Source organism: Hydrogenophaga sp., from assembly GCF_018780385.1.
GTDB lineage: Bacteria > Pseudomonadota > Gammaproteobacteria > Burkholderiales > Burkholderiaceae_C > Hydrogenophaga.
Genome location: NZ_JADMJO010000132.1, coordinates 1 through 14,695 on the forward strand (window position 1 = coordinate 1; position 14,695 = coordinate 14,695).

Annotated in this window: 17 protein-coding genes; 5 read left to right on the forward strand and 12 right to left on the reverse strand. The window is 63.5% G+C overall.

The features are described from left to right. The 9 genes from fusA to IV113_RS24340 form a co-directional block, all read right to left on the reverse strand. Nucleotides 1–1,838, reverse strand: a 1,838-nt coding sequence (gene fusA, locus IV113_RS24300) for an elongation factor G (protein WP_291090730.1), incomplete at its 3' end; no start/stop codon positions are given. Nucleotides 1,839–1,932: 94 nt separating this feature from the next. Then, the gene (rpsG, locus tag IV113_RS24305; protein WP_056266870.1) at nt 1,933–2,403 is read right to left on the reverse strand and encodes a 30S ribosomal protein S7; all 471 of its coding nucleotides are present in this window, start codon (nt 2,401–2,403) and stop codon (nt 1,933–1,935) included. A gap of 158 nt (nt 2,404–2,561) precedes the next feature. Next, the gene (gene rpsL, locus IV113_RS24310) at nt 2,562–2,939 is read right to left on the reverse strand and encodes a 30S ribosomal protein S12 (RefSeq protein ID WP_056266875.1); all 378 of its coding nucleotides are present in this window, start codon (nt 2,937–2,939) and stop codon (nt 2,562–2,564) included. Between the two features lie 117 nt (nt 2,940–3,056). Further along, on the reverse strand, nt 3,057–4,163 hold the full coding sequence (locus IV113_RS24315; protein ID WP_291090733.1) for a D-alanyl-D-alanine carboxypeptidase family protein: 1,107 nt from the start codon (nt 4,161–4,163) through the stop codon (nt 3,057–3,059). 119 nt (nt 4,164–4,282) lie between these two features. Next, on the reverse strand, nt 4,283–4,906 hold the full coding sequence (locus tag IV113_RS24320) for an alpha/beta hydrolase (protein WP_291090735.1): 624 nt from the start codon (nt 4,904–4,906) through the stop codon (nt 4,283–4,285). A gap of 51 nt (nt 4,907–4,957) precedes the next feature. Further along, the gene (locus IV113_RS24325; protein ID WP_291090737.1) at nt 4,958–5,296 is read right to left on the reverse strand and encodes a (2Fe-2S) ferredoxin domain-containing protein; all 339 of its coding nucleotides are present in this window, start codon (nt 5,294–5,296) and stop codon (nt 4,958–4,960) included. Beyond that, entirely contained in the window at nt 5,293–6,414 is a 1,122-nt protein-coding gene (locus tag IV113_RS24330) for a VanZ family protein (protein WP_291090739.1), read from the reverse strand. Before IV113_RS24330 ends, IV113_RS24325 begins: the two co-directional genes overlap by 4 nt. Before the next feature lie 4 nt (nt 6,415–6,418). Next, the gene (locus IV113_RS24335) at nt 6,419–6,847 is read right to left on the reverse strand and encodes a CopD family protein (RefSeq protein ID WP_291090741.1); all 429 of its coding nucleotides are present in this window, start codon (nt 6,845–6,847) and stop codon (nt 6,419–6,421) included. 265 nt (nt 6,848–7,112) lie between these two features. After that, nucleotides 7,113–8,237 (reverse strand): hypothetical protein, encoded by a 1,125-nt coding sequence (locus tag IV113_RS24340; protein ID WP_291090743.1) that lies wholly within the window; start codon nt 8,235–8,237, stop codon nt 7,113–7,115. A 210-nt stretch (nt 8,238–8,447) separates the two neighbouring features. Here IV113_RS24340 and hemB point away from each other — a divergent pair, with 210 nt between their 5' ends. Both hemB and IV113_RS24350 read left to right on the forward strand, forming a co-directional pair. Continuing rightward, entirely contained in the window at nt 8,448–9,449 is a 1,002-nt protein-coding gene (gene hemB / locus IV113_RS24345; RefSeq protein WP_291090745.1) for a porphobilinogen synthase, read from the forward strand. An 11-nt stretch (nt 9,450–9,460) separates the two neighbouring features. Further along, entirely contained in the window at nt 9,461–10,570 is a 1,110-nt protein-coding gene (locus tag IV113_RS24350) for a magnesium transporter CorA family protein (protein WP_291090747.1), read from the forward strand. An 8-nt stretch (nt 10,571–10,578) separates the two neighbouring features. On the opposite strand, the gene IV113_RS24355 is transcribed toward IV113_RS24350, so the two are convergent. From IV113_RS24355 to IV113_RS24365, 3 genes are read right to left on the reverse strand one after another with little or no spacing between them, the layout of a single operon-like run. Next, nucleotides 10,579–11,475, reverse strand: coding sequence for an amidohydrolase family protein (locus IV113_RS24355; RefSeq protein ID WP_291090749.1), 897 nt, complete (start codon nt 11,473–11,475; stop codon nt 10,579–10,581). 5 nt (nt 11,476–11,480) lie between these two features. Then, a complete protein-coding gene (locus IV113_RS24360; protein WP_291090751.1) occupies nt 11,481–12,170 on the reverse strand; it encodes a dienelactone hydrolase family protein in 690 nt (229 codons plus the stop codon). Nucleotides 12,171–12,199: 29 nt separating this feature from the next. Next, nucleotides 12,200–12,799 (reverse strand): 2-hydroxychromene-2-carboxylate isomerase, encoded by a 600-nt coding sequence (locus tag IV113_RS24365; protein ID WP_291090753.1) that lies wholly within the window; start codon nt 12,797–12,799, stop codon nt 12,200–12,202. A gap of 84 nt (nt 12,800–12,883) precedes the next feature. Here IV113_RS24365 and IV113_RS24370 point away from each other — a divergent pair, with 84 nt between their 5' ends. The 3 genes from IV113_RS24370 to IV113_RS24380 form a co-directional block, all read left to right on the forward strand. Next, a complete protein-coding gene (locus IV113_RS24370; protein ID WP_291090755.1) occupies nt 12,884–13,642 on the forward strand; it encodes an SDR family oxidoreductase in 759 nt (252 codons plus the stop codon). Then, nucleotides 13,639–14,112, forward strand: a complete 474-nt coding sequence (locus IV113_RS24375; protein WP_291090757.1) for a MaoC family dehydratase — start codon at nt 13,639–13,641, stop codon at nt 14,110–14,112. Before IV113_RS24370 ends, IV113_RS24375 begins: the two co-directional genes overlap by 4 nt. A gap of 127 nt (nt 14,113–14,239) precedes the next feature. Further along, a partial coding sequence (locus tag IV113_RS24380) for a MarC family protein (protein ID WP_291090759.1) occupies nt 14,240–14,695 on the forward strand: 456 nt, incomplete at its 3' end.

A 14,695-nucleotide genomic window follows, 5' to 3' on the forward strand; every position in this document is an offset into this window, starting at 1 on the left:
GCCATCATGGGCTCCAGGATCACCGGGCTGGCCTTGCGGCAGCCTTCCTTGAAACCAAAAATGGCGGCCATCTTGAAGGCCATTTCGGACGAGTCCACGTCGTGGTACGACCCGAAATGCAGCGTGACCTTGACGTCCACCACCGGGTAGCCGGCGAGCACGCCCGTGGTCAGCGCTTCGATGACGCCCTTTTCCACCGCCGGGATGTACTCGCGCGGCACCACGCCGCCTTTGATGGCGTCAACGAACTCGAAGCCCTTGCCGGCTTCGTTGGGTTCGATCTTGAACACCACGTGACCGTACTGGCCCTTGCCGCCCGACTGGCGAACGAACTTGCCTTCTGAATCTTCCACCGTCTTGCGGATGGTTTCGCGGTAGGCCACTTGGGGCTTGCCCACGTTGGCTTCGACGCCAAATTCGCGTTTCATGCGATCCACCAGAATTTCCAGGTGGAGCTCGCCCATGCCGGCAATGATGGTCTGACCCGATTCTTCGTCGGTCTTGACGCGGAACGAAGGATCTTCAGCGGCCAGGCGCTGCAGGGCGATGCCCATCTTTTCCTGGTCGGCCTTGGTCTTGGGTTCCACGGCCTGTGCAATCACGGGCTCGGGGAAGACCATGCGCTCGAGCATGATGATGGCGTCCGGATCGCACAGGGTTTCGCCCGTGGTCACGTCTTTCAAGCCCACGCAAGCAGCGATGTCACCGGCGCGAATCTCTTCGACTTCCTGGCGGTTGTTCGCGTGCATCTGCACGATTCGGCCGATACGCTCTTTCTTGCCCTTGATGGGGTTGTAGACCGAGTCGCCTTTCTTCATCACGCCGGAGTACACGCGCACAAACGTGAGCTGGCCCACGTACGGGTCGGTCATGAGTTTGAATGCGAGGGCGGAGAACTTCTCGTTGTCATCGGGACGGCGGCTGGTGACTTCCTCGTCATCATCCGTTCCCTTGACGTCTTCGATGTCCACCGGCGAGGGCATGAGTTCGATCACGGCGTCCAGCATGCGCTGCACACCCTTGTTCTTGAACGCGGTACCACAGAGCATCGGCTGGATCTCGACCGCCAGCGTGCGCACGCGCAGTCCGTGGGTGATCTCTTCCTCGGAGAGGTCGCCCTCTTCGAGGTATTTGTTCATCAGCTCTTCCGAGGCTTCAGCGGCGGCTTCAACCATCTTCTCGCGCCACACCTTGGCGGTCTCGAGCAGCTCGGCCGGGATCTCCTGGTACTCGAACTTCATGCCTTGCGAGGCTTCGTCCCAGATGATGGCTTTCATCTTGCGCAGGTCAACCACGCCGGTGAAGTTTTCCTCAGCACCGATCGGGATCACGATCGGCACGGGGTTGGCCTTCAGACGCAACTTCATCTGTTCAACGACTTTGAAGAAGTTGGCGCCGGTGCGGTCCATCTTGTTCACAAAGGCCAGACGCGGCACTTTGTATTTGTTGGCCTGACGCCAGACGGTTTCCGACTGAGGCTGCACACCGCCCACGGCGCAATACACCATGCAGGCGCCGTCCAGCACGCGCATGGAACGCTCCACCTCGATGGTGAAGTCCACGTGGCCGGGGGTGTCGATGATGTTGATGCGGTGCTCGGGGAAGGACATGTCCATGCCCTTCCAGAAGCACGTGGTGGCAGCCGAGGTGATCGTGATGCCGCGCTCTTGCTCCTGCTCCATCCAGTCCATGGTGGCAGCACCATCGTGAACTTCGCCGATCTTGTGGTTCACACCGGTGTAGAACAGGATGCGTTCGGTGGTGGTGGTCTTGCCGGCATCGATGTGCGCGGAAATACCAATGTTGCGGTAACGCTCGAGGGGCGTGATGCGGGACATGGAAATACTCCGAAAAGGGATCGAGCCCGCCACCCTTGGGAATCAAGGGATGCGGGCTCTCGGTTCTGGATGCTCTAAAGGGCGGTGGCCCGGATCAGAAGCGGAAGTGGCTGAAGGCCTTGTTGGCCTCGGCCATGCGGTGCACTTCATCGCGCTTTTTCATGGCGCCGCCACGGCCTTCGGTGGCTTCAATCAGTTCGTTCGCCAGGCGCAGGGCCATGGACTTTTCGCTGCGCTTGCGCGCGGCTTCCTTGATCCAGCGCATCGACAGCGCCAGACGACGGACAGGACGCACTTCAACGGGCACCTGGTAGTTGGCGCCACCGACACGGCGGGACTTCACTTCCACCATGGGCTTGACGTTGTTGATGGCGACCGAGAAGATCTCGACCGGGTCTTTGCCGCTCTTCTTCTCGATCTGCTCCAGCGCGCCATAAATGATGCGCTCGGCGACAGCTTTCTTGCCGCCTTCCATGATCACGTTCATGAACTTGGAGAGCTCGACATTGCCGAACTTGGGATCCGGCAGGATTTCACGTTTAGGGACTTCGCGACGACGTGGCATTTTTTCACCTCATATTGCTTCAGTTGGCACCTGGGCAGGCACCGCGGAGGTCATTGAAACCCCCACTTACTCGACCCACACGGACAATTCCGCGCTTCGGGTCACTACGCTGATTCACCGCGCCACGCGGCAAACAGCACCTTGAATTCGAACCAGGATTACTTGGCTTTGGGCTTCTTCGCACCGTACTTGGAGCGCGACTGCTTGCGGTCTTTCACGCCTTGCAAGTCGAGCGAGCCACGCACGATGTGATAACGCACACCGGGCAAGTCCTTGACACGACCACCGCGAACCAGCACGACGCTGTGTTCCTGGAGGTTGTGGCCTTCGCCGCCGATGTAGGAGATCACCTCAAAACCGTTGGTCAGGCGCACTTTGGCAACCTTACGCAGAGCGGAGTTGGGCTTCTTGGGGGTCGTGGTGTACACACGGGTGCACACACCGCGACGCTGCGGAGAGTTTTCCATGGCCGGGCTCTTGGATTTGGTCTTTTCGACCTCCCGGCCGTGGCGCACGAGTTGATTGATGGTTGGCATTGAAAACGTCCCTAAACGTTTGAAAAAAGCGAAAACGGAAAGCTCTTCGGAAAATTCCGAAAAGCCCGCTAATGTAGCACGGGCGTAGCGCCCTGGCAATTCAGGGGCACAGAAGGATCACTGGATCCAGAGGCGGATGGCGTCCCAGGCACGGCCAAACACACCGCTTTCTTCCACCGTGTCCATCACGACAAGGGGAATTTCGGCCACTTTGCTGCCGTTGGCCAAGCTCACGCGAAGCGTACCCAAGGCGTCGCCACGGTTGAACGGAGCCACCAGGGGATCGGGGCGAACGACCTCGGTCTTGAGCTTCGAGCCTTCGCCCGCTGGGACAGAGACGACCACGCCTTCAGGGCGCCCCAGGCGGACTTGTTCGGACTTGCCCTTCCAGACTCGCGGCGTGGCCACGGCGCCACCCGCAGGAAACAGGCGCACAGCCTCAAAGGCGGTGTAGCCCCAGTTCAGGAGCTTCTGGGTTTCTGCTGCGCGGGCGTTTTCGCTGGATGCGCCCAGCAGAATACTGACGAGGCGGCGCTGGCCCTGTGCGCCCTCACCCAGGCCAGGCACCTGACGCCGCGCGGTCGCGACCAGGCAATACCCCGCCGCGTTCGTGTGCCCCGTCTTCAAGCCATCAACGCTGGGGTCGCGAAACAGCAGCAGGTTGCGGTTGGTGTCGTTGGTCGCTGGCGTGCCGGGGTAGCGGTAACGCTGGATCGCGTAGTACGGAACGTACTGGGGGAAGTCGGTCATCAGGCGGTTGGCCAGGGTGGCCAGGTCGCGGGCGGTGGTGGTATGGCCTGCCTCGGTCAGCCCTTCCGCGTTGCGGTAGCCGGTCGAGTTCATGCCCAGGGATTTGGCTTGCGCATTCATGAGCTCCACAAATCGCTCCACCGAACCTGCCACGCCTTCGGCCAGGGCCACCGTGGCGTCATTGCCCGACTGCACGATCATGCCTTTGATGAGGTCTTCCACAGGCACCTGCATCTTGGGGTCGATGAACATGCGCGAACCGGGCATCTTCCAGGCACGCTCACTCACGGGCATGGTCTGCGTGAGGCTGATCTTGCCGGCCTTGAGCGCGTCAAAAACAATATAGGCCGTCATCAGCTTGGTCAGCGATGCGGGCTCAACGGGTTGGTCAGGGTTCATGGCGGCCAAGACCTGCCCGGACGTCACATCCATCAACAGATACGCCTTGGCAGCCACTTCAGGGGCTTGGGGCATCTGGGCCGACGCAGGCAACACCGAGCCCGCAATCAGACAGGCAGACAGAAAAAGAGAAGAAAGACGACGCAACAAAATCCGGTCCTTAGAGGGAGTCAAAAAAGAGAACCTGCGCAGCCTCAGGCGCGCAGATGACGCAGCACCAGCTCCCGCAGCATCGGGAGCTGGCCGTGAAAGAAATGGCCTCCGCCGGGCACCACCAGCACCGGCAACACCTGGGGCCGGGCCCAGTCCATCACGCTGGACAAGGGGACAGTATCGTCCTGCTCCCCATGAACGACCAAGGTTCGGGTGTGGAGTTCCGCGGGCACGGGGGCAGCGTCGAATCGGCTGGCTGCCGTTCCGATGAGCACCAAACGCTGGATATCGCGCGACGCGTGCAAGTGCACGGCCGCGTGGCTGGTGACGAAGGCCCCAAACGAGAAGCCCGCCAGAAACAGCGGGCCTTCGGCCGCATGGGCCGCAACCACGGCCAGCAGATCATCAAGCTCGCCACGGCCTTCGTCGTACACACCCTCGCTGGCGCCCACCCCCCTGAAGTTGAATCGCACTGCGGTCAAACCCGCTAATACACAGGCCCGAGCCAACGTTTGCACCACTTTATTGGTCATCGTGCCGCCATGCAGTGGGTGAGGATGCGCGATGACCATTACACCTAGCGAGGCAAGCTCGGGGCGGTCAATGGCCAGTTCGATCTGCCCCGCAGGGCCTGTCATCGTCAGGGCTTCCGTTTGGGCGTTCATGCTCCGGCCTCGGGATCGGGGTTCACCACTTGATTTGCAAGCACGGGAAGTTCAGCGTCCCACGTCGGACGGCGTCAGCAGCCGCTGCACCACCACACCGTCGCGCAGGTGCGATTGCACGATTTCGTCGATGTCATGCTCATCCACGTAGCTGTACCAGACGGCTTCGGGATAAACCACAGCGATCGGGCCGCCCGCGCAGCGGTCCAGACAACCCGCCTTGTTCACGCGGACCTTGCCAGCACCCAGCAGGCCCTGCGCCTTGGCTTGTGATTTGCAGCGGTCGAATGCCGCCTGCGCTTTGTGATCGGCGCAGCAGGCTTCCCCGTTGTCCCGCTGATTGAGGCAGAAGAAGATGTGGCGCTCGTAATAAGACTTGTTTTCAGTCATGCATCGATTTTAGAGGCGCGTGCGGACGCAGACGCTGACCGGGATACTGCCAACAACCCGAACATGAGTGCGGCAAAGGGCCACAACCAGCCAAGCCACTGGGACAAGCCATGGAAGCGGATGAAGCGTCCCTGCTCCCAGACTTCCAGAGACTGAGCGAAATAGGGACTGATGGGCGCGCCATTGAGCAGGCTCAACGACACCGCCAAGCACAACAGCATGATCACGTTGCACATACGGCGCGGCATCGCCACGGAAAACACACCCGCCACCACAGCGGCCGCCAGGCCGAGCTGGGCCTGGGGCGTGATCCACGCCCATGCATGGTCGGGGCCGTAAGTCAGTGCGGCCGACAAGCCCGCCACGCACACGGCGCCACCCAGCAGCAAGCCGCAGAAGACCGCCCGACGAGCGCGCGACCGCATGTCGGCGTAGCCCATGAGCAGGGGCGCCAACACGCTCAGGCCTATGCAGAATGCCTCGGCCAGCGGACTCAAGGGTGTGGGTGCGAAGTCCCGCACGGGGACCCACTCCAGGAATGGCGTGTCGACCAGCAGTGCGGTGAGGCCCGACTCCAGCCGGTCCCAGATCTGGCCCAGACCGAATGGAACCGGCTGGGGATACAGAAGAGCAAAAGGCCACAGAGCCAGCAGCACAAGGCTCCCATGGGCCGAGGGCTCAAACCAGTTGGCGCGGATCTGGCTCCAGCGGCGCAGCGCGCCCAGGCGTTCGATCAGCAGCGCCAACGCCACCCCCAGCGCAGCACCAGCCGCATTCAAGACCAGATCCACATTCGACGACACCCTCATCGGCAGGTAACTCTGCAACATCTCCACTGCCAAGGACAGCAACGCCGGCACACCCAGCGCCACCACCCAAGACCAGTGGCCGGAACCGGAACGTTGCAAGGCGAGCGCCAGCAGGAAACCCAGCGGCGCATATCCCACCAGATTGGAAGCAATGTCGAAACCAGTCCAGTACTGTGGAAAAGGTGCCTGCAAGAACGCCAGCGGCACCACGCCTTGATCGCGCCACCCGGTGAAGGGGTACAGGCTGGCGTACACCACCAGGCAGGCGAACAGAAACGCCAGAGGCCAAGCGGATGAGCGCGCTTTCAAAACGTCAGAACGGTTTGACGACCACCAGGACCACCGCAGCCACCAGCAGGATCACCGGCGCCTCGTTGAACCAGCGGTACCAGACATGGCCGCGACGGTTGGCGCCTCGTGAGAACTGCCCGAGCATCACACCGCAGGTGTGGTGATACCCCAGCGCCAGCAACACCACGAACAGCTTGGCGTGCATCCATCCGTTGCCCGCGCCCCTGCCGATCCCGTAACCCAGCCACAGCCACAACCCCAGCGCCAAGGCAGGCACGGCCAACAAACTGGTGAACCGCATCAGCTTGCGCGCCATCAAGAGCAAGCGCTCACGTTCGGCCACACTCTCGGGCGGCACCATGGCCAGATTCACAAAAATTCGGGGCAGGTAGAACAGGCCGGCAAACCAGCTGGCCACGAAAACGATGTGAAAGGATTTGACCCAGAGCATGCGGGCAGTGTAGTGCGCGCCACAGTCACTGACGGGGTGCTGTCCGCGGGCTCTGCCCGCTGGAAGCCAAAAAAAACCCGGCCAGTTGGGCCGGGTTGGGAAGCCTTTTTGCTGTCACACACTAAGGCGCCCGCTCAGGGAGGAAAAGCGGGGAGCCACCTTGCAGCGGCCCGCTGAAATAGTACACCAATAAAAACGGATATCCAACTTTGACCTGTCAACTTTGACATTGAAACCGTGCACAAACTAGTGTAGGTAAATTGCATTACATCATCTTGGCCAGCTCGAACATGACTGCTGTGCCCAGCGCCTCACGGATGTTCCCGCGCCCGACTTTGGCCATGGACAGCTCACCAAAACCCGACAAGTCGAACGAGCTGTCGTCGGGGGAGATCTCAATGAAGGGGAATTCGAAGACCTCGCGCAGCAGTTCGCGCTGGAACAGATCGAAAGCGTTGCCTTTAATCCCTGCGTCCACGACGATCAAGTTGGGCATTCGGCTGCGGATCGCGTGACGGGCTTGTTCGAAATCCACCACGCTGTCGCACAGGACACCAATCTCGCGCAGCGCATCTCGCACATCGGCACGGATCTGCAACGCAGGCGAAATCGTCAATACGTAGATGCCGGAGAGCGACTTGAACATCGACGAGTGGTCATCGGAGAGCTCCACGGCGGAGATGCCGTCCACGGCCTGAACGGTGCGCGTGAACATGGCCGTGAAGTTCACGCCATCGTCGGTGGTCTCCCGGGCGATTTCGATGCCTCCAGCGGTCAGTGCAATCTGGCGGATGAGCACCCAGCTCAAGCTGTCCATCATGGCCGTGCTGGAGGGGGGCAGACCGTCGTTGGACACACGAACCTGCAAGCGCGCGTGTTTCGGCCAAGCGTTCAAATCCATGCGCACGTCGATGCGGTTGCCAAACGGCAGCCCCCAGTCAAGCACCGCGTTCACGAAGGTGTAGGCCACCGTGGGGTCCACCAGCACCTCGACCGACTTGAGCTTCCGGCGCAACTCGATACCCAGCACGCTGAGCTCGTTCTTGCGCTCCTGCAGCACGCCCTCGGCCAGTTGGGCCATGTCGACCTTTTCGTGCGACTGGCGAATGCGACCACCGTAGAAGCGGTTGATTTGCTGCGCGCTGATGCCGGCCAGCTTCAAGCGCTCGGTGGGGATGCTCAGGGCACGGTGTTCCAGGCGCGTGATGCGCTCCTTCGAAAGCAACAGATCGATGCTGTTTTGAAGCGCGCTGACGCCTTCAGTCACCTGATCGGCCAAGCCAGCCACCAGGGCGGGCCAGTGCTCGTCCAGCGACCAGGGCAAATCGGCCTGGCCGCCCGACTTCGCGGCGGCAGGCACGCTGGCAATGTTCTTTTTGACGGAAAGCATGGGTTGATGAAATGGGTCCGCACGCGGGCTGGGACTCGAAACTATCACCATCGGGACGGTGGCAACCGGGGGGAGTTATCAATCATTTCTTCTTACTGTGGAGTTCAACACAATGCCGCCAACTTTCAGATCGCCCAAGCCCGCACACGACCCGGAGAAAGGAGTCCGGGTCGTCACACGCAACGGTTTGCCGTTTGCCACAATAGGCCGATGCAAAACCCCGCCCCCTACCCTTTCAGCCGCCCTCGTCGCCTGCGTCGGGATCCGTTCACCCGCGATCTCGTGCGGGAGCATCGGTTGAGCCCGGCCGACCTGATCTACCCGGTGTTCGTGCTCGACGGCGCGGGTCGGCGCGAGGCGGTGGGCTCGATGCCTGGCGTGGAACGCCTGAGCCTGGACTTGTTGCTGCCGGTGGCCGAGGACTGTGTGGCGCTGGGCATTCCGGTGATGGCGCTGTTTCCGGTGATCGACCAGTCGCTGAAGACGCCCGACGGCCAGGAAGCCCTGAACCCCGACGGGCTGGTGCCGCGCGTGGTGCGCGAACTGAAAAAACGCTTCCCGCAGCTTGGCGTGATGACCGACGTGGCGCTCGACCCCTACACCAGCCACGGCCAGGATGGCCTGCTGGACGAGCACAACTACATCCTGAACGACCCCACGGTGGAGATCCTGGTGAAGCAGGCGGTGAACCAGGCGCAGGCGGGCGTGGACATGGTCGCGCCCAGCGACATGATGGACGGGCGCATCGGCGCCATTCGCGCGGCACTCGAAGCCAACGGTCTGGTGCACACGAAGATCATGGCCTACAGCGCCAAGTACGCCAGCGCGTTCTACGGCCCGTTCCGCGACGCGGTGGGTTCGGCCGCCAACCTGGGCAAGGCCGACAAGAAGGTCTATCAGATGGATCCGGGCAATTCCAACGAGGCCCTGCGCGAAGTGGCGCTGGACCTGGCCGAAGGCGCCGACATGGTGATGGTCAAACCCGGCATGCCCTATCTGGACATCGTGCGCCGGGTCAAGGATGAGTTCGGTGTGCCGACCTTCGCCTACCAGGTGAGTGGTGAGTACGCGATGCTCAAGGCGGCGGCCATCAACGGCTGGCTGGACCACGACGCGGTGATGATGGAAAGCCTGCTGGCCTTCAAGCGGGCGGGTGCGGACGGCGTGCTCACCTATTTCGCGCGCGACGCCGCACGGCTGCTGCGCGGCTGAGGTCCCACCCCATGCGCGTCTTTCACATCCTCCCCGGCTCGGTCAGCGAGTCCGCGAGCCTGCCCATGTTGTTGCCCGCAAAAGGCTACGTCTGGATCGCCTGCGGACGGCGCGAGTTCGAACTGGAGCAAGGCGCGGTGCAATCCACCCTGCAGATGCTGTGCGGCATGACGCTGGTGGACCTGCACACGGCCGACCTGCTCAACAACCAGTTGCCCTCGCACTACGACTACACCTCGCAGTACGACATTTTGGTGTTCCGCCGGCTGGCCACGGGTCACAGCGAAACCGACCTGGCACACCCGGGCGAGGTGCTGACGCAAAAACTCAAGCGCGGAGGCCCTCCGGTGCTGCGGCGCATCGACACCAGCCCGGTCGGTTTTGCGGTATTCGAACGCGTGCTGCTCACCATCCATCCCGCGGGGTGCCTGGTGCTGGACCACTACGCCACACGCCTCATGACGGCAACGACCGCAGCGTCCCGCGCCGCGGGGATTGCCCTGCCGCCCAGCCCGGCCGACCTGATGCTGCGCATCGTCAACCAGATGGTGGACGGCTACCTGGATCTTCGGCGCGAACTCACGCGCCAACTCGACCATTGGCAGGCCGAACTGCTCAGTCCGGGCGCCCGCTTCAACAACTGGGGCTCGCTGCTGGACGCACGCATCTCGCTGCACCACCTCGACGAGATCTGCGAAGACCAGCGCTCGGCGATCCAGGACTGGATCGAGGCGCTGAACACCTGGGAGCCCAACGAGTACAACGGTGGCCAACGCGGGCTGGAGCTGCTCAAGGTGCGATCTCGCGACGTGCTTGAACACATCGAGCGTGTGGTGCACCACGTGCGCCGGCTGGAGCAGAACGCCGAAACCGCGGTGCAGATGCACTTCTCGGCGCAGAGCAACCGCACCAACGACATCATGCGCACGCTCACGGCGCTCACAGCCATCTTCCTGCCACTGAATCTGATCGCCGGCATCTTCGGCATGAACTTCGAGTTCATTCCGCTGACCCACCTCCAGAGCGGGTTCTGGTGGGCCATGGGCTCCATGGCACTGACGGCCGCGGTGCTCGGCGTGGTGTTCTGGCGCAAGCGCTACCTGGCGCGAACGGCGCGCTGACTCCCCACTCAGGGTGAAGTCACGCCGAACAGCCGGGCGCCGTTGTCCCAGGCAATGCGCCGCGCCACCTCGGCAGGCAAGCCGCCGAGCCAGGTGCGGTAGCCCTTCATGAGCTCGTCGTAATACTGCCAGCGCTGGTTGATCCAGGTGTCCGAGCCGATCAGGAAACGGTCGGGGTACTTGAGCAGCAACGCGCGCCACTCGGGGCACAGCTGGCCGTCCGCACAGGCCAGGCCTGGCCGGTACGACAATTCACCCATCAACTTCGGGTACCGCGCGAACAGTTCGTCCACGCGCGCCACAGGCGAACCACCAATACCCGTGTGAGCCCAGATCAGGCGCATCTTCTGCCCCTTGGACGGTGTGTTCGCCATCAACAGGTCGATCGCCACATCGTCCACATGCGCCAGCACCGCGAGGTCCTTCTCCTCGGCCAGCGCCATGAGTTGTTTGGCAACCGGGCCGTTGGCGTTCGCACTGTCGTACAGGTGGAACTCACCCAGGCCACGGTAGGGGCCGGCGGGTGTGCCGCGCGCCAACTCGGTGTTCACCATGTCCACGATGGTGGGGTCGCGGAACCAGTTGCTGTAGTCGGCGCGGTTGCGGTACAGGCGCACAAAGGGCACCACGGTCACGCCGGCGGCGCGGGTCTGCTCGCGCGCGGTGGCCAGGGCTTTGGTGCCGTCGTTGGGACGCGAGTTGGCGACGATCGCACGCACGCCGTTCCTTTGCATGCGCGCCAGCACGTCGGCCATGGGGTGCGGGCAGCCCGGCGCCGGCGTGTCGTGGGTGCAGGCCTCGTCGTTGTAGTGCAGGTGGGCGTCGAACAGCGGGCCGCTGTAGTCGGCCGCCGCTGCGGCCGTGCACACCGCCATCAGACCGCTGAGCAGACCGGCGCGCCGCATCGCCGTCAGCCGATGTGCTGGGCGAAGAAAGCCAGCGTGCGTTCGCGTGCCAGTTTGGCGGCGGCTTCGTTGTACGAGCCGCGCTGGTCACAGTTGAAGCCGTGGTTGGCTTCGTACACGTGCACCGTCACGTCGGGCTGGGCCTTCTTGAAAACCTCGATGGTGTCCATCGGAATCCAGTGGTCCTGATCGCCAAAGTGAACCATCACCGGCACGGTCGGCTCACGCGCCGCTTCGGCCGCTGCCGTCATGCCGCCGCCGTAATAGGGCACTGCGGCAGAGAGACCCTGGAGCGTGCAAGCCGCGCGCCAGGTGAGCAGGCCGCCCCAGCAGTAGCCGACGATGCCGACCTTGCCGGCCTGAGCGGCGTGGTCGATGGCGGCCTGGATGTCGACCATCACGCCCGGCGCGGGCAGCCCCTCCACAGCGGTCTTGAAGCCGAAACCGGCGTTCATGTCGGCTTCGGTGTAGCCCATGTCCACACCGGGCTGAACGCGATGAAAGGTGGCGGGTGCAACCACGAAGTAGCCATCGGCCGCATAGCCGTCGGCCACCGAGCGGATGTGCGAGTTCACGCCGAAGATTTCCTGCAGCACGACCAGGCCGCCTTTGGCTTTGGGGTTGCCCGCGGGCCCTGCCACGTAAGCCGGAAAGATGGTGCCGTCAGCGGCCTTGAGTTCGATCATGTGTCCCATGGGATTCTCCTGTTGTTGGTTGAGAAAATTCAAGCGCGCAGTTTGCGCGCCACGAAGTCGAGCCGGTCCTGGCCCCAGAACAGCTCGCCGTCGATCACATAGCTGGGTGCGCCGAACACGCTGGCGTCGATCGCCGCTTGTGTTTGATCGTCGTAGCGCGCCTGCACTTCGGGCTGTTCCGACTGGCTCAGCCGTGCCGCGTCCAGACCACATTCGGCGAGCAAGGCCGCCAGCGTGCCAGTGTCGGCGATGTCGCGCTCCTGCGCCCACACGGCGGTGGTCACGGCGCCTGTGAGGCGCATCGCAGCGTCCGCTCCGTCGTGCATGGCCACCACGGTGATCAGGCGCGCGGCCGGGTCACCCGCCACGGGGAAGAAGCGCGGCTCGGGATTCAGGGGCACGCCGAGCGCGTCGCTGAAGCGGCGCAGTTCCACCAGCCGGTAGGCCTGGCGCTGCGGCGCCCGCTTGGGCAGCGGCAGGCCGCCCGACAGCGGAAAGATCTTGCCCAGGTCCATGGGCAGCACGCGCGCAGCAGCGCCGGTCTCCCGCACCAAAGCGGCAAAGCGCTCGTGGCCGAGGTAGGTCCAGGGACTCTGCGGGGCAAAAAAGTAGTCGACTGTGCGACGCATGGCGGTCTCCTCGCGCTGTTGTAATGGCTCTGGTGGCGAGCCCGTGTTGTACGCGATGCCACCATTTTCTGCAGGAGACGGGGTATGGACAAGGTGCGTGGCGGGGTGCTGCTGGTCACGGGCGGGGGGCGCGGCATTGGTGCGGCCACCGCGCGGCTGGCGGCCTCGCAAGGCTGGGCGGTGGCGGTGAACTACACCGCCAATTCGCTGGCCGCCGACGAAGTGGTGCGCGGCATCCGCGAGCTGGGTGGCATGGCCATCACCGTGCAGGCCGACGTGGCCGATGAAGCCCAGGTGCTGGCGATGTTCCAGAAGATCGACGCCAAGCTCGGCCGCTTGACCGGACTGGTGAACAACGCAGGCGTGGTCGATGTGAGCGCGCGGGTCGACGAGATGAGCGTGGCCCGCTGGCGCCGCATGTTCGACATCAACGTGATCGGCTCGATGCTGTGCGCGCGCGAAGCGGTGCGCCGCATGAGCACGAAGCACGGCGGCGAAGGCGGTTCGGTGGTCAACGTGTCCAGCGCGGCGTCGCGCCTGGGCTCGCCCGGCCAGTACGTGGACTACGCCGCGGCCAAAGGCGCCATCGATGCCTTCACCATCGGCCTGGCGAAAGAGGTGGCCGCCGAAGGCATTCGCGTGAACGCGGTGCGACCGGGCCTGATCGAAACCGAGATCCACGCCTCGGGTGGGTTGCCCACGCGGGTGCGCGACCTGCAGCACCTGGTGCCCATGCAGCGCGGCGGCACGGCCGACGAGGTGGCGCAAGCCATCGTGTGGTTGCTGTCGGACGCGGCGAGCTACACGACCATGAGCCTCATGGACGTTTCTGGAGGACGATGACGATGACGACAGAGATCAAATACTGGTGGGAAGACTTTGTGGTGGGCGAGACCCGCGATCTGGGCACCATCACGCCCACCGAAGAGGAAACCGTGGCCTTCGCGCGGCAGTTCGATCCGCAGCCGTTCCACCTGGACCATGAGGCGGCCAAGGCTTCGGTGTTCGGCGCCCTCAGTGCCAGCGGCTGGCACACCTGCGCCATGGCCATGCGGCTGATGGTGACGAATTTCCTGAGCGAAAGCTCCAGCCTGGGATCGCCCGGCCTGGAGAGCCTCAAGTGGTTGAAGCCGGTGTTCCCAGGCGACACGCTGCGTCTGCAGCACACCATCCTGGAAAAGCGGCCCATGAGCAAGCGGCTGGACGTGGGCCTGGTGCGCACGAGCTGGGAGATGTTCAACCAGCACGGGGACAAGGTGCTGTTCATGGAGGGCTACGGCATGTTCCGCCGCCGTGAGCCAGGGAAGCCGTAGCCCACACGCTTCGCCGATGCGCGATATGCATCATCCAGGGCGCGCGAGGATCCGGCTTGGCCGGTCCCAGCGTGCGCCCCCTTGAGGGGGACGCGCACAGCGCGGCGGGGGTGAGCCACAATCCCTTATGGATTTCAAGCCGCTCATCACCCTGCTGGCCATCGTCAACCCCCTGGCGATCGTGCCCTTCTTCATCCACTACACGCAGGGCTTCAGCCGCAAGCAGCGGCGGCGCACGGTGATGATTTCGGCCTTCAGTGCGTTCGCGGTGATCGCCACCTGCGCCATCATCGGTCTGCAGATCCTCGAGTTTTTCGGCATCTCGCTCGCGAGTTTCCAGGTGGGTGGCGGCATGCTCCTGCTGACGTCGGCGCTGTCCATGTTGAATGCCCAGCCGGCCGAGGCCAAGACCAACGAGCTTGAAGTGAGTGACGCTTCGGCCCGAGCCTCCATCGCGGTGGTACCGCTGACCATTCCGCTGCTCACCGGGCCGGCCACCATGTCCACCGTGGTGATCTACGCCGACCAGGCCAAGACCTTCTTCCAGCACGCCGCGCTGGTGGGTTACGGCGTGGTGATCGCG

Bases quoted from the DNA above. Each gene is read 5' to 3' on its own strand.
- hemB (WP_291090745.1), top strand. From the start codon at position 8,448: ATGCAAAACCCCGCCCCCTACCCTTTCAGCCGCCCTCGTCGCCTGCGT.
- rpsG (WP_056266870.1), bottom strand. From the start codon at position 2,403: ATGCCACGTCGTCGCGAAGTCCCTAAACGTGAAATCCTGCCGGATCCC.
- IV113_RS24355 (WP_291090749.1), bottom strand. From the start codon at position 11,475: ATGCGGCGCGCCGGTCTGCTCAGCGGTCTGATGGCGGTGTGCACGGCC.
- IV113_RS24350 (WP_291090747.1), top strand. From the start codon at position 9,461: ATGCGCGTCTTTCACATCCTCCCCGGCTCGGTCAGCGAGTCCGCGAGC.
- IV113_RS24365 (WP_291090753.1), bottom strand. From the start codon at position 12,799: ATGCGTCGCACAGTCGACTACTTTTTTGCCCCGCAGAGTCCCTGGACC.
- IV113_RS24360 (WP_291090751.1), bottom strand. From the start codon at position 12,170: ATGGGACACATGATCGAACTCAAGGCCGCTGACGGCACCATCTTTCCG.
- IV113_RS24335 (WP_291090741.1), bottom strand. From the start codon at position 6,847: ATGCTCTGGGTCAAATCCTTTCACATCGTTTTCGTGGCCAGCTGGTTT.
- IV113_RS24370 (WP_291090755.1), top strand. From the start codon at position 12,884: ATGGACAAGGTGCGTGGCGGGGTGCTGCTGGTCACGGGCGGGGGGCGC.
- rpsL (WP_056266875.1), bottom strand. From the start codon at position 2,939: ATGCCAACCATCAATCAACTCGTGCGCCACGGCCGGGAGGTCGAAAAG.
- IV113_RS24325 (WP_291090737.1), bottom strand. From the start codon at position 5,296: ATGACTGAAAACAAGTCTTATTACGAGCGCCACATCTTCTTCTGCCTC.
- IV113_RS24315 (WP_291090733.1), bottom strand. From the start codon at position 4,163: ATGCCCCAAGCCCCTGAAGTGGCTGCCAAGGCGTATCTGTTGATGGAT.
- IV113_RS24320 (WP_291090735.1), bottom strand. From the start codon at position 4,906: ATGAACGCCCAAACGGAAGCCCTGACGATGACAGGCCCTGCGGGGCAG.
- IV113_RS24375 (WP_291090757.1), top strand. From the start codon at position 13,639: ATGACGATGACGACAGAGATCAAATACTGGTGGGAAGACTTTGTGGTG.
- IV113_RS24340 (WP_291090743.1), bottom strand. From the start codon at position 8,237: ATGCTTTCCGTCAAAAAGAACATTGCCAGCGTGCCTGCCGCCGCGAAG.